The organism is Leifsonia xyli, from assembly GCA_001647635.1.
GTDB lineage: Bacteria > Actinomycetota > Actinomycetes > Actinomycetales > Microbacteriaceae > Leifsonia > Leifsonia xyli_A.
Genome location: CP014761.1, coordinates 494286 through 507312 on the forward strand (window position 1 = coordinate 494286; position 13027 = coordinate 507312).

Below are 13027 nucleotides of genomic sequence, written 5' to 3' on the forward strand. Positions count from 1 at the left end.
GCCGGTGGGCCAGCTGCCGCGATCGGCAACGCGGTCCAGCACCCACTGGACGCCCGCTGACTTCGCTTCACCGGCGCCGTCGTCACCACGGCCGCAGGGGTCTTCAGCGCGGCGGGTCGTCTGCGAGCCGGAGTCTTGGCGCCGACGAACGCCGTACCGCCCGCGGTGACGGGCATCAGGTACGCCAGCGGGATTGGGATGCGGCTCTGCATCGCCAGCTCGACATGGGCGTGGTAGCTCAGTGTGAACGAGGCGATCGCGACGACAGTCACGAGGGCACCGAGAACCCTGGTGTTGTTGGTCATGCTTCGCCTCTGCGCGGCAAAACCCTTTAGGGTGCTTTGGTTTGTGTTTGCTGAGCGTTCCCTGGACGTGGCAATAAGGGCGAGCACCACCTCCGCGGGCTACCTCCTCATCTCCCCCGCCGAGAATCACTACGAATAAGCAACACGCAACACCGCCTTGTAGAAACCTGCATGGTCTTCAGGTTCTTCATGATTTGTTCAAATGGACTGGTCGCCACAGCGACGAAGCGCCGCCCCCGAATACGGAGACGGCGCGCCTTCATGACACGGAGCCTCATCAGTCATTCAGGGCCGGGCCAAGTCCAGAACACAGGTCTGAAGGGGCTGTTCTGCGCCGGGAACGCGAAGTAAGCGCGACTTGAGGCTCGTACGGCGCGAGAGCTTTCAACGCTGGCCGGGCTAATTCCAGTCGTGGTCTAAGAAAAGCTCGCGTGCCGCTGCCCTTGCGCCACCCTCCTCAAAACCATCCCATTCGTCGTCCCACTCGCGCTCGGGATCGTCTAATTGCGTGTTCTCGTTGACTTCCCGCGAGGACTGCTTGTCCGGTTCCGCGTCCGAGTGTCCGGTCGAACTCTCGATCAGGTTGGCGAGACGTAACGTTTCAGGTGAGGCAGTCTCCTCACCTCGGAGCAAAAGAACTCGCTCGTTGTGGCTGAGGCTCTCTGTCTGTTCGAGAAATGCCCGCGCACTCGCCAGCGCCGAACTCTGGGCCGCCTTGTCGTGGGCCACGCATGCGGGCAGCCGGTCCCCTTGTCGTACCAAGTACCCGGCGTCGCACAGCCGTTTGACGATTGGGTGCATGGCTTGTGGGGAGATCCCGAAGGCAGCCGCCAGCGCTCGCACCGATGGAAGTTGGCGACCCGCGCTCAGCCGGCCCGCTATAACGGAGCTTGCAATTCCGTCGAAAATCTCTTCCGACCGCGACACGTATTTCCTCCTATGAGATCTGTACTAGTGACACTTGCACAGATAGATGCGGCGGTATCGACGGAGCGCTCGCTCTACGCTGAGTTCAGAAACTGTACAAGCAGGCATTGCACACGAGGGAGTGGTTACGCCGCAACGACGATGCGCCGCTTCATAAAATGACCTCCGTTGTACCGGTGTCCGAGAGTTGTCTCATCGACGATGCGACACCGCGATCCCAGCAGACACAAGGGAAAGAGCCCTCTCTAGCCCCCTTGTCTTATCTATCTTTCTTTTAAGGACTCATGAGGAGAGAGAAGAGAGTATATATCTGCCCCTTCTGGGGGAGATATATACACCCATCGGTGACTATAGGGGGCCTGTTTTTACCGAAACCATCTGACAACTACCGCCGATCCCCGATTCTGGCGCGGAATCACGCGGATCTTCGTGTCCGAGGCTGGCTCGTACAGCCCCGGACTGGGCTCAGAGGGGGTACGAGACGCGTGGTCGTGATCTCCGCCCTGACCAAGGATCCGTAGCTAGCACACATTCGCGCTAGCAGCGATTGTCTGTAGGCCGAAGATTCCCTGCCCTATTCCGAGTTGCTTACAGTCGGCCAGGGATGGTGTCGGGCAACCGCCTCGCGCGGCCTCACATCCGGGAGAGAATCTCCTGCTTCTTCGCCGCGAACTCGTCCTCGGTGAGGATACCGGCGTCGCGGAGCTGGGCCAGCTGCTGCAGCTGGGCGACGTGGTCGGGGGCGGTCACGGCTGGCTGCTCCGGGGCGGCGTTCGCGACCTGCACCTGGATTGGTGTGGCGGCGCGGGCCTGCATGAGATTCAGGATCTGCTGACGGAATGCGGCTGCATCGTCACGGTTGACGCGAAATCCGACTGTGCCGCCGGCAGTCTGCACCTCGACCAGGTGGTACAGCATCCCGTCTTTCCGGTTGGAGACTGAGGTGATCTGGTGGATCGGCAACATTTCGTACGCATCCTTGCCGCCCTTCACCCCGGTGGCGAGCAGCGAGAGTCCGCCGGTGAGGACGCCTGCGGTGATCTTCCCACCGGAGACCCCGCGGCCACGTTCCCATTCGATGCGGTCCGGCCACAGCTTCACCTTGGCGTTCTTCCCGTCAATGTGGGAGACGATCTCGTACAGCGGGAGGTCATCTCCGGCGACGACCACCGACACTTCCTGGTCGTTACGGGCGGCGGTCACGGTGGAGACCCCGTATCCGATGTTGGCCCGGGTCTCCGCGGCGACACTAGCGGCAGCGTTCTTCACCTTCGCGAACACCCCCTGCCGCTCGCCGGTGACGACGACCGCGCCGGCCTGGTCGATGACCTGCGGCGTCTGCTGGTCGGAGAAGTGCTCCGTCCACTGGGCGCCGTCCCACCACCGCTGGCGTCCGGATCCGTCGTCGTACCAACCGGCGGGTGTGCTCATATAGATCTCCTTGCTTCTTTGGGGCGAATCCACGCTAGTTGGCGATGATCAACCGTTGGCACCCCAGAACAGGGGTGCAGGCTGGCTGCTCAGGTCGAACTCGTTTGTTCTCGATCACGAGCCCGTTAGAAGGGCGGCGGCTGGTTCGGGTCGCAGCCGCCGCCCGGTACACCGGCGCTCGTCACTTGAGGTTGACGGTCTCCCCCTTGGAGAACGCGTTGTCGGACACCTGGATGCTGGCGGCGGTGGTGCCGGCGGGGACGTCGAACAGGATGGGGCCAGTGATGGCGTTCCCGGGGTTGATCGCGGCGACCCACGCGGACTGGTTCGGGCTGGCGTAGAGAGTCGCGGTCGGGTCGGCGTCGTAGGTCTTCCCGGTCCCGTCGACGAGCTTGACGTAGTTGGAGATGAACGTCGCGGCGCTGGTCCCGACGTTCTTGATGGTCAGGTCCACCTCGATGAACGTGCCCTGCGCGGTCTTCGTGAGCGGGGAGGCTCCGGCGGTGGTGCCGGCGTCCTTGCTTGCCGTGGCGGTGTACTCGAACGAGCCAACCTTCACAGGAGTGTTCAGCCCGGCGGTCGCCGGCGCGGCCGGGGCGGTAGAACCACCACCTCCGGTGGAACCGGCTCCGGCCGTGCCGCTGCCGGCGGAGCATCCGGTGAGAGCGAGACCGGCGATCAGTGCGACGGTGGCGGAGATGGTGGCGGTGCGACGGAACATGGTGTCCTCCTGGTGAGAGTTCTCGGGGCCGACGTTCGGCCTCAACCAGGACACCGCGGGGCGACCCTCCTCCGACACGTCGGAACGGTCAGGATGCCGTGTACGAAAGTACGGTTCGGCCCCTCCGAAAGGTGGTGGGGACCTATCGCAGCCCGCATCTACGATCAGTGCATGACCTCCACCCCACCCCCGACGAGCAGTTGGCCGGCGACCGCGCCCGTCCCGTCCATGCCGTCAACGGCTCGACGTCGCTGGGCGCTGGTCGGCTCGATCAGCTTGGCGGTGCTGTGTGCGCTGTTCGCGATGTCCGCCGGTGGCAACTACGGGACAACCGGTTCGACATTCCCCGCGGCGGTGCAACTCCTGGCGATGGTCGGTGCGTTCGTGATGATCGGTGCGTCCGTGCTGCTGGTCTGGCGGCACCGTTTCCCGGTTCTTGTGTCCGCGCTCGCGATCGGCGGTGCCATCGTCTTCCCGACGACACCGCTGCCAGCCTTGGTCGCGTGTGCTGCGGCGACCGCTGCGATGACCGGGTGGCGGCGGTGGGCGATCGTCGCTGGAACGTACGTGGCGGTCTTCGTCTCGTTCTGCTGGGACATCGCCGCTCACGTGTCGATCCTGTCGGACTTCGTCAACGCGCCCGCGGAGGGAACCCCGGCCCGGCTGGCGATGTTCTGGTCGCTGCCGGTCCTCGCGGCTGTTGCTGTCGCACCGTTCGCTGGGTACGGGTTCGCCCGGCAGCTGCGCCGGGAACGGGACGCGGCGAGGCGTGGCGCGGTCGAAGCGAACCGGAACGTAGCGGTCCTCCACCACGAGGTGGAGCTAGAACGTGACCGGCAGGAGCTCGCCCGGGAACTGCACGACACTCTCGCCGCACGGCTCAGCTCCCTGTCCCTTCACGCCGGGGCTCTCGAGCTGACCGTCGACGGCAGCGATGACCGGGCGGCAGCAGCGGCCCGCGCGGTCCGCGAAACCGCGCAAAGCTCCCTCGACGAGCTGCGCAACGTTGTCCACACTCTCCGCAATCCGACCGCCCCCGGTGTCAGCACTGGGCTCGCGGACATCTCCCATCTCATCGACGAAGCCCTTGCCGACGGCGTTGACGTTCGCGCGCAGGTCCTCGTCAACGACCCGACATCCTGCGACCCGCAGGTCGCGCACGCCTGCTACCGGATCGTGCAGGAGTCGATCTCCAACGTCCGCCGACACGCGCCCGGCGCTGGTATCCGAGTCGAGGTCCGCGGAGGGCCCGACACCGGTCTGACCATCACGGCGACCAACTGGCTCACGCGACAGGCTGCGCCGACCTCAGTCGGGGGCGGGCACGGTCTCGCCGGTATGGGCGAACGGGTCACCCTCGTCGGCGGGTCTTTCCAAGCAGGGCCCACCCCGGACGGGACGTTCACCGTCCTCGTCTGGATGCCGTGGGCTCCCCGCACAATCGGCGTCTGAACCTCCCGGTAGACTCGCCGGCGTGACCGGCAGCCGACCAATCAGTGTCCTCGTCGTCGATGACGACGCGATGGCGGCGAACGGTCTCACTGCGCTGCTCGAACTGTCCGGAGACATCCGCGTCCTCGGCCGCTGCTCAGACGGGACAGAAGTCGCCGACGCCGTCGTCAACCTGCGCCCTGACGTCGTCCTGTGCGATGTGCGGATGCCGCGGATGGACGGGGTCGCCGTCGTCAAGCAGCTCGCCGGTACCGGTCCGGTGTTCCTCATGATGACCGCGTTCGACGAAGACGGACGTGTCCTCGACGCGGTCGCCGCCGGGGCAGCCGGTTTCATGCTCAAAGATGAGGACCCACGTCGGATCATCGACGCTGTCCTCGAAGTCGCCGCAGGGGACGCCGCGTTTTCCCCGCGCGCGGCGAGGCAACTGACCAGCTGGGTGCGGGACTCCCATGCGTCCGAAGCGCGCCGCGACGCGACCGAGAAGATGGGCATGCTCACCGACCGGGAACGGGAGTACGCCATCGGGGTGACCAATGGGGCGTCGGACGCGGAGCTCGCGCAACAGTTCTTCGTCGCGGAGACCACCGTGAAGTCCGCCCTTGCCGGGATCCGCACGAAGTGGGGTGTGCGAACCCGCACTGAGCTCGCCGTGGTCGTCGCCCGCTCCGGCGCGTGACACGTTCGCTCAGCGAAGGGTAGACAGCGCTTCTCACCCTTAGTGGGGGCTGATTGGATCCTATGTGTTCTGACAGGATCGCAAACATGAGTGACCCGAGCACCCCCGAATCACAGCAGCCCAACACCCCAGCATCGCCGCAGCCGACCCCTCCGCCGTCGCCCACTCCGAGCACCGACGGAATCGTCCCGCCCGCAGCGGGTGCGACCCCTCCGCCGCCGGCGCCGAGCCAGGCTCCCGGGGCGTACCCGCCTCCGCCTGCAGCTGGTCAGGCGCCGGGTGCGTACCCGCCACCTCCCGCCGGGACGGTCCCTCCCGCGCCGTACGGTGTTCCGCAGCCGCCGAAGAAGAGCGGGAACGGGTTCGCTGTCGCCGCTCTCGTTCTCGGCATCATCGGCGTCGTTTTCGCGTTCACCCCCGCCGCCGGCTTCGGCATCTTCCTCGGCATCCTTGCCCTGATCTTCGGCATCATCGCCCTGGTGCGGAAGCCCGCGAAATCCGGCGTGCCGATCAGCGGCACCGCGCTTGGAGCGGTCGCGCTCATCATCGGCATCATCTTCGCCGCCGTTTACGCGGGCGGTAAGACCGCACCGTCTGCCGCGGACGCACCGGCAGCGGCGAACACCGCGGCCGCCACCACCCCGGCGGCGCCGTCCCCGGAGCCTTCGAAGACGCAGACCCCGCCGGACCCGAACGCCGCGTACGACAAGACGTTCGGGACGTTCGCTCCGGTGAACCAGACCGGCACCGGCGACTCCGTCATCGCCCTCCCCGCCGGTGTGAAAGCTGGTGTCGTCACCGCGAGCCACCAGGGCTCGTCGAACTTCGTCCTCACCGTCCTCGACGCGTCGAACCAGTCCACCGGTGACCTCCTTGTGAACACCATCGGCAACTACGCCGGTGTCACCGCGTACGGGCTGAACGGACTCGGCGGTACTGGCGTGAACCTCCAGGTCAAAGCGGACGGCGCGTGGAATATCACCATCTCCCCGATCAGTGCCGCGCCGGAGCTCGGACTCCCAGGAGGTGCCACCGGCGACCAGGTGTACAAGTACAACGGCGCCGCCGGGAACTGGACGTTCACCAACCAGGGCCAGTCGAACTTCGTCGTCATCCAGTACGGCGGTGCCATGCCGAACCTCGCCGTGAACACCATCGGCGCGTACTCCGGCAAGGTCCCCATGTTCGCAGGACCGACCGTCATCACCGTGAAGTCCGACGGCGCCTGGACCGTCGCCGCCGGGTAACCCACGACCGCAACGCCAACGGGGCGTCTCCATCTGGGAGACGCCCCGTTTCGTTTGCCCACTATGGGTGGCCCGCCTCTACGACAGTTCGGCGAGCCAGTGGTACCGCTCGAGGTCGGAAGCGGTGAGGTAGTCGGTGTCCTGGTATCCGTCCACATGCAGGCGGTAATACTTCTCTCCTCCTGGCACGCCGTCGATCTTCATCACGTAGTTGCATTCGCCCTGGTTCGCCGCCCACGAGGTAGTCCCCGCGCCGATCTTCCCCGTCGCGACGACGTCGCCGGACTGGTTCGTGACAGTCACCTGGCGCCCCTGCAGCGGATCCTCGAAGTCGCAGCGGCTGCCTTCCGGGAACTGCTGCTTGGTCGCATAACCCAGCCCGAACGTGAACGTCCCATCGACCGTGAACGACGACGAGTGAGTCGCGTCCGGAGTGTCCGGGGCATCGCTTGCCGGCAGGGTCGTACACCCCGCTAAGAGAAGCGCAGAGGCGACCGCGGCAGAGGCAAACAGGGGTTTCATGGTCGCACTCTAGTGTGGGAGCGCAATCGGTGGGCAGCGCATATCTTCATCCCAGTCCGGCACTGAATCGCAGCGGCCCGGCGGTAAACCTATCGGCGCGCACCGGCATCCGATAACGTCTGGTCAACGCCCGCCGCAGTGCGGGTCAGCATCTCCCGAAGGAGCTCATGATGGCCGACCCCGGCTGGTACCCGGACCCGAGCGGTGCCCCGCAGCTGCGCTGGTACAACGGCTCGGGGTGGACAGAGAACACGGCACCGTACGCGGCTCCGACTCCGGCTACTGCACCACAGGTCGCTCGGCAGCCGGCTGCCGGATACCCGGCGACTCCAGCGCCGACGATTCAGCAGGCGCAGCAGTTCTATTCGCCGGCGGCGTCGCCGACTGTTAGCAAAGACCCTGGGTCCGCGCCGCGCCGTGGGCTCGTTCTCGGTGTGATCTCCGCCATCCTGGCCGTGCTGACGATTTTCTTCGGCCTGCTCGGCGGCACCGTTTACGCGTTGAACTGGCTCCTCTGGGTTGCACTGGTGGTCCTCGCTCTCCCCGCAACCGTGCTCGGCATCATCGGCCTCATCCAGTCATCCATCGGTCTCTCACGGTCCGTGGATCCCCAGCAGCGGAGGCAAGCCGGCATCGGACTCGGAACATCCATCGTCGGCTGCCTCTCAATCGTCCTCCTGTTCGTTCTGTGACAGGGCCCGATGACCGTTGACCCGTCCACGCCGGAAGGGCGCCGCCGCACCCGCCGTGGGGTCTGGTTGGTCGCCGCGGTCTTCTCGTTCATGGCGGTCCAAGGACTGCTGCTCAAGTGGGCGATCGTCAGCGGCTCACCAGTCGCCTGGACCATCTGGGCACTGTTCGTCGCCGCCGCGGTGACCGGGTTCGTGGTCGAGTCGCTGGCGGAGCGGCGGCGCAGACGAGGCGGATAGAGGCGGGTACTATCCGGGGCGTGTCCAGGTGGCGGCCATACGAGCGAGCGATCTACACCGTCCTGGCGGTCGTCGCCATCGTGGTCGGGTTGAAGCTCCTCGGCGTCTGGTGAACATCGCACTGAGTGGGGAGACTAATGCTGCTTGCCGGTTCATCCACCCAGGCCGAAGCGGCTGCTGCGCTGCCCTTCGTGTTCATCATCGTGATTGTGACCGTCGTCGCTGCCGTCTTCTTTATTCGGAGGTTCGGTCGACGCGGTTAACCGGTAGGCCCGTGGGAGCGGTCGCTGGCGGCTCAGCGCCTGCGCCGACGCACCAGCAGCGCAGCACCGACGGCGACTGCGAATAGGAGGGTGATCGCAAGCGGCAGCGCGGGCCACGTTCCCGGAAGCATGACGTACGCGCCGCCAGTGCGGAGTGTCGTCCCGGTCACGTCCGTGGTCCGAAGTCCCGTCCCCGCTTGCCCCGCCGATAGTGGCGGAAGTAGACGATGGCGAGAATGCTCGACAAGAACCCGAGTCCGATACCGAACCACCCGGTGGTGATGCCCGCGAACAGAACGAGAATGCCGCCGAGCAGGCAGAGCCCGGCAGCGGACGCGTACACGAAGCCAATGTTCCGCCAGAACTCGGGGCGGCGCGTTCGCGGGTCGGTCACGAGACGGACGATACGCCCAACCGGTCGTGCTTGTGCGAGTTCGCGACCTAGAAGATGTCGACGGAGATGTTCAGGTCCTCGTCTTTGTCCTTGCCGCACCGGATGCAGCGTTGGTAGCGGCCGCCGTCCGGGGTGGTCTCCGTGTGCCAGCGGTGCCGGTTGAGCCGGCACAGAAGTGGCTTGCGCTGCGCGCTCTTCGTCGAGTTGCGTTCGGGCATCTGCGTACCCCCTTCGTGTTTCTGTATCAGCGTCCGATGATGCCGTGCTCGCGGGCGATGGTCACGGCGGTCACTCGGTCGTGGGCGCCGAGTTTCGCGTAGATGTGCTCGAGGTGCTTGTTCACGGTGGAGAGGCTGATCCGGAGCCTGTCGGCGATTGCTGCTGCGGTGTCGCCGGTGGCGACGGCATCGAGGATCTGGACCTCACGGTCCGTGAGCCCGAGGAGGTCCGCGATGCGAGCGCGGACGAGTGTCAGCCCGTCTGGTGACGACAACCTCAGGGTGACCCTGTGGGTACGGTCCAGGTTGACGGTCACTCTCCTCGACCCGTCGGGTGACTCGACTCGGTCGCGGATGAAGCGCCAGAGGTCGGGGTGGTCTGCGAGCATTTCCGCGAAGCCTTCGGTTTGGTAGAGCACCTGGTCATGGTGCTGGTCGAAAAGCAGCAGCATCTGGTTGCCGTCGAGGTAGCCGGTTTCCAAAGCGGTACGGACAAGCGCTGCGGTCCTGAGCTCCTCCACTCGGTCCCACGCCTTCCGCCACAGTGAGCGGTATCCGTCGAGGCGCTGCCGTTCCTTCTCCGTGAAGTCCCGGCCGCCGCGGTTCAACGACAGGGAGATGACGACCGGACCCTGAACCCACATCGCCGCGGCAAGCTGTGCCCGCAAACCCGCCGGTCTGAAGACCTCGCGGTAAAGCGGGTGCTCCGTCCATACCCGGCCGGGGAGCAGATCTTCGATGCTCACCCACTGTGTCGTGCGGGTCTGGAAGTAGTGCCGAATGAGTGGGTGCCCGAGGGGTGCTGCGCGCACGGCCGGCGAGAGGTCAGCGCCGGCGGTCTTCTGCGCCACCATTTCGTACCCGACTGCGGCTCCCACGGCGAGAGCGGCGACCCGCGTACTGTCAGCGCTGACCAGCGAGGCGGCGTCCTCCACCGCCGCCTGCGTCAGCTCGTCTTTGGTCCGCACCTCAAGGAGGCGCCCCACCTGCGTGTCGTATCCCGCCATATCGGCCCCCGCGTGCCCAGCACCGGGATACTTCCATCGTCCCAGCCGGGAGCCGTCCGCGCGATACCGGATGCGGGTGGTCAGAAGGCGCGGCCGAACAACAACGGATGCGCCCGTTGCGTGTGCAAAACCTGCGACGGCATCTGCGGGCACGCCGGAAGCGTGTGAGCCCACGCTCGAGAACCAGTCAGGCACCGTTGCGGGATCGCGTCGGCGGGCGCGACGGCGTGTGTCGTCAGCGCGTCCGGTGCCATCGGCAGCTGCTCCGGTAACGGGGTCGGGGTCAGGCAGAAACACGCTGCGACCGCGACCGCGGTCAGTCCGAGAAGCATGATGATCACCTCCCTCGTCGAGAGGATGCTCCCTGCCGAGTGTCGGCCGCCATCGGAAGAACTACGAATGGCCCCGCTGCTCCTGCAGCGTCAGCATCGGAGCTGGGAGGTGAGTTTCATGCTCAAGAGAACCCGCGCTCAGACCGCCGCGGCGGCCCTCGCCGTCTTCGCAGCGCTCACGCTGACGGTTGCTGCGCCGGCGACCGCTGACGCGAAGATCAAGGGCGAGCCGACGGTCCAAGTAGCGAAGGTCAAAGGCATCGACGGGCAACCGCAGGCGCTGGTCGCTTCGGGTCAGCCTCCGACGCATTGTGTGCCCGGCCGGTACAAGTGCCCACTCGGGATGGGACTCTGACCGGTCCGGTTGGGGGAACGAACCCGGCATCGCCCAGGTCCCTCCGGCGGTGCCGGGTTCGGTAGGACACCAGGCACCTCGTAGGTCGGCGCCGCGGCGCTACTCGAGCAGGTCGGCCGTCATGTCGTAAACGGCTCGAATTTCTTCGTAGAACCGGTCGGCGATGATCACCGGTGCGGTCGTCGTGGTCAGCCCCAGTGAGTACGGGCGACGTGCTGCAGGGTGGGTGAACGCACCCTCCTCGTACGCGACCGGCACGGCGAAATAGAGCCTGCCGTCAGATACCAGGTCGAGGAGGACGAAGTTCCCCGCCCGGTCGAACCGGATCTGGGCGCGGAGCATCCACCCTTCGCCGTACTCGCTTGGGTAGACCCAGAATTGGCCCTGGGGCCACGTTGCCTGTAACCGGGCGAGCATCTGCTCGTAGAGCTTCCGCTCGAACATGTACGCCACCGGAACTCCTCAGTTCGTCGGCGATCGTAGCGACTGCAGGAGTGCCGCGGCTAGGGAGCTGGCTCGTACCGGGTTGGAGCTACCGTAATGCGGCCTGGCTGCCACCCGGAGTAGGGATTGAGCGCACTGAGCAATTCTCACTATCCTGAGCGTCATCTGGGTGCCGCCGCCGCGATACCCTCCGGCCACTGAGGAGTTCCTATGTCACAGCCGGTCCCACCGGGTTGGTATCCCGACACCGACGACCCGACCGCTGAACGCTGGTGGGAGGGCAACTCCTGGACTGACCAGCGCCGGCCACGAGGCGTCGTCACCATCGCCGACCAGCCGTACCTCGTGGTCGATCGGACAGAGGACGGGATCAAAACCGCGAGAACCGCGGTCACCATCGGGTACGTCGGCCTCTGGTTCTGCATCGCCGCTACCATGTTCAGCGTCCTCGGCGCAGGGTTCACCGCGCTCGCGCGGATGCTGATCATCGGGCTCGGTCTCTTCACCCCCATCGCCACGGTCATCGGCATTGTCGTGATCATCCTCGCCGCGCGAGCATTCGGGATGATCCCGCCCGGACCCGACCGTCAACCCGCACGGACCGCGATGATCCTCGGCATCGTCTCCGCCGCAACCGGCGTCATCGCGCTCGTCCTCTGCATCCCGCTCGGGCTGCTCTTCCACTACCTCGGCGCACTCGTCCAGCGACCAAGCTGACCAACAGCCAGCCTCACGAGCCGACGGACCAGAAGCGAGAAGGTAGTGCGCGGATTTAAAAGAAACCGGACGTCAGAACCGGCCACGCCGACAGGCGACCCGACCGTTGCCGCGAAGCGGAGCCGGGGTCCGCGCCTGCTCCTCTGGGCGGCCCTCCTTGCGATCGTCGCCCTTGTCTTGGCGGCCGGCGCCGGTGGCTGGTGGCTAGCCAACCAGACCCTCATCGCGTCAGCAGACACCCACCCGATAGCGGAGACCGCCGCCCCGGTAAGCCTTGACGACGGCGTCACCATGCCGGACATCAGAGGGCTTGCCCGCGACGACGCCGCTCAGGTTCTCGCGGACGCTGGCATCCCCGCTTCTGCCATCGCTTTGACCGACTCCCCGTCGGCGGCGCCAGCAGGTGTCATCGTCACGCAGACACCAGCGTTCGGGGAGAAGAACCCGAAGAAGGTCACTCTTGGAGTCGCCACCCCGGCGACCATGCCGAACCTCGCCGGGAAGACCCGCGCTGATGCCATCACCGCACTCTCCGGTCTGGGTGTCACCGTCACCGTCGAGTTCGCGTACAGCCGGGACAACACACCCGGCACCGTCATCGGGTCGAACCCCGCTACCGGTGCCCCACTTGCGCAGGACGCGACCATCACGGTTGCCGGAACCGCATCCACCATCTCGCTCAGCAACGTGAACACCCTCCGTGGCGACTGCTCCACCAGTTCCTCCGTGACCGTCAGCGGAACCAGCTACCAGACCGCGGTGGTGTGCGACTCGAACACCGAGACGGTCCAGAACGTCTGGCTCATCGAAGGGAAAGCGGACAGGCTCACCGGGACCATCGGAATGCCGGACACGACGGCTGCCGGCTCGACCGCGCGGGTCCAGATCCTCGCCAACGGAACCCCAATCCTCGACCAGCAGCTGACCTACGGGAAGACCATCCCCGTGGACTTGCCTACGGCGGGTGTGCTGCAACTCGCGTTCGTCGTCACCGCACCCGCGGACACCCAAGTCGCATTCGCGGCCGCCACCCTCTACGGTGACGATGCCGCCATCTCCGGGCTCAAGCACTGATGCGACTTCC

At 66.0% G+C, this 13027-nt stretch carries 14 protein-coding genes; 7 read left to right on the forward strand and 7 right to left on the reverse strand.

From position 1 onward, the window contains the following. Window positions 1-1865: 1865 nt before the first annotated feature. Together A0130_02495 and A0130_02500 are read right to left on the reverse strand one after the other, a co-directional pair. A complete protein-coding gene (locus tag A0130_02495) occupies window positions 1866-2663 on the reverse strand; it encodes a hypothetical protein (GenBank protein ID ANF30692.1) in 798 nt (265 codons plus the stop codon). A 181-nt stretch (window positions 2664-2844) separates the two neighbouring features. Beyond that, on the reverse strand, window positions 2845-3384 hold the full coding sequence (locus tag A0130_02500; protein ID ANF30693.1) for a hypothetical protein: 540 nt from the start codon (window positions 3382-3384) through the stop codon (window positions 2845-2847). Window positions 3385-3666: 282 nt separating this feature from the next. On the opposite strand from A0130_02500, the gene A0130_02505 reads away from it, so the two are divergent. The 3 genes from A0130_02505 to A0130_02515 all read left to right on the forward strand — a co-directional run bounded on the left by A0130_02505 (window position 3667) and on the right by A0130_02515 (window position 6762). Next, window positions 3667-4836, forward strand: coding sequence for a hypothetical protein (locus A0130_02505; protein ANF30694.1), 1170 nt, complete (start codon window positions 3667-3669; stop codon window positions 4834-4836). Between the two features lie 70 nt (window positions 4837-4906). After that, the gene (locus tag A0130_02510; protein ID ANF30695.1) at window positions 4907-5515 is read left to right on the forward strand and encodes a hypothetical protein; all 609 of its coding nucleotides are present in this window, start codon (window positions 4907-4909) and stop codon (window positions 5513-5515) included. Window positions 5516-5601: 86 nt separating this feature from the next. Beyond that, complete coding sequence (locus A0130_02515) at window positions 5602-6762, forward strand: hypothetical protein (protein ANF30696.1); 1161 nt, start codon at window positions 5602-5604, stop codon at window positions 6760-6762. A 78-nt stretch (window positions 6763-6840) separates the two neighbouring features. Here A0130_02515 and A0130_02520 read toward each other — a convergent pair whose 3' ends face one another. Further along, window positions 6841-7284: a hypothetical protein gene (locus A0130_02520; GenBank protein ANF30697.1), complete on the reverse strand. Its 444-nt coding sequence runs from the start codon at window positions 7282-7284 to the stop codon at window positions 6841-6843. A gap of 434 nt (window positions 7285-7718) precedes the next feature. Here A0130_02520 and A0130_02525 point away from each other — a divergent pair, with 434 nt between their 5' ends. Beyond that, window positions 7719-7976 carry a hypothetical protein gene (locus A0130_02525; GenBank protein ANF30698.1) on the forward strand — a complete coding sequence of 86 codons (258 nt, stop codon included), beginning with the start codon at window positions 7719-7721 and terminating at the stop codon, window positions 7974-7976. A 666-nt stretch (window positions 7977-8642) separates the two neighbouring features. Here the strand turns inward: A0130_02525 and A0130_02530 are convergent. From A0130_02530 to A0130_02540, 3 genes are all read right to left on the reverse strand, one after another. Next, complete coding sequence (locus A0130_02530; protein ANF30699.1) at window positions 8643-8870, reverse strand: hypothetical protein; 228 nt, start codon at window positions 8868-8870, stop codon at window positions 8643-8645. A 244-nt stretch (window positions 8871-9114) separates the two neighbouring features. Then, entirely contained in the window at window positions 9115-10095 is a 981-nt protein-coding gene (locus tag A0130_02535) for a hypothetical protein (GenBank protein ID ANF30700.1), read from the reverse strand. 80 nt (window positions 10096-10175) lie between these two features. Continuing rightward, the gene (locus A0130_02540) at window positions 10176-10436 is read right to left on the reverse strand and encodes a hypothetical protein (protein ANF30701.1); all 261 of its coding nucleotides are present in this window, start codon (window positions 10434-10436) and stop codon (window positions 10176-10178) included. Window positions 10437-10494: 58 nt separating this feature from the next. On the opposite strand from A0130_02540, the gene A0130_02545 reads away from it, so the two are divergent. Next, window positions 10495-10782: a hypothetical protein gene (locus A0130_02545; GenBank protein ID ANF30702.1), complete on the forward strand. Its 288-nt coding sequence runs from the start codon at window positions 10495-10497 to the stop codon at window positions 10780-10782. 99 nt (window positions 10783-10881) lie between these two features. Here A0130_02545 and A0130_02550 read toward each other — a convergent pair whose 3' ends face one another. Next, entirely contained in the window at window positions 10882-11235 is a 354-nt protein-coding gene (locus A0130_02550; protein ANF30703.1) for a hypothetical protein, read from the reverse strand. A gap of 201 nt (window positions 11236-11436) precedes the next feature. Between A0130_02550 and A0130_02555 the strand changes: the two genes are divergently transcribed. Both A0130_02555 and A0130_02560 read left to right on the forward strand, forming a co-directional pair. Then, the gene (locus A0130_02555; GenBank protein ANF30704.1) at window positions 11437-11943 is read left to right on the forward strand and encodes a hypothetical protein; all 507 of its coding nucleotides are present in this window, start codon (window positions 11437-11439) and stop codon (window positions 11941-11943) included. A gap of 483 nt (window positions 11944-12426) precedes the next feature. Further along, window positions 12427-13017, forward strand: coding sequence for a hypothetical protein (locus A0130_02560; protein ANF30705.1), 591 nt, complete (start codon window positions 12427-12429; stop codon window positions 13015-13017). The last annotated feature ends 10 nt before the right edge of the window (window positions 13018-13027 follow it).

Bases quoted from the DNA above. Each gene is read 5' to 3' on its own strand.
- A0130_02520 (ANF30697.1), bottom strand. From the start codon at position 7,284: ATGAAACCCCTGTTTGCCTCTGCCGCGGTCGCCTCTGCGCTTCTCTTA.
- A0130_02545 (ANF30702.1), top strand. From the start codon at position 10,495: ATGGCCCCGCTGCTCCTGCAGCGTCAGCATCGGAGCTGGGAGGTGAGT.
- A0130_02495 (ANF30692.1), bottom strand. From the start codon at position 2,663: ATGAGCACACCCGCCGGTTGGTACGACGACGGATCCGGACGCCAGCGG.
- A0130_02555 (ANF30704.1), top strand. From the start codon at position 11,437: ATGTCACAGCCGGTCCCACCGGGTTGGTATCCCGACACCGACGACCCG.
- A0130_02515 (ANF30696.1), top strand. From the start codon at position 5,602: ATGAGTGACCCGAGCACCCCCGAATCACAGCAGCCCAACACCCCAGCA.
- A0130_02500 (ANF30693.1), bottom strand. From the start codon at position 3,384: ATGTTCCGTCGCACCGCCACCATCTCCGCCACCGTCGCACTGATCGCC.
- A0130_02510 (ANF30695.1), top strand. From the start codon at position 4,907: ATGGCGGCGAACGGTCTCACTGCGCTGCTCGAACTGTCCGGAGACATC.
- A0130_02535 (ANF30700.1), bottom strand. From the start codon at position 10,095: ATGGCGGGATACGACACGCAGGTGGGGCGCCTCCTTGAGGTGCGGACC.
- A0130_02560 (ANF30705.1), top strand. From the start codon at position 12,427: ATGCCGAACCTCGCCGGGAAGACCCGCGCTGATGCCATCACCGCACTC.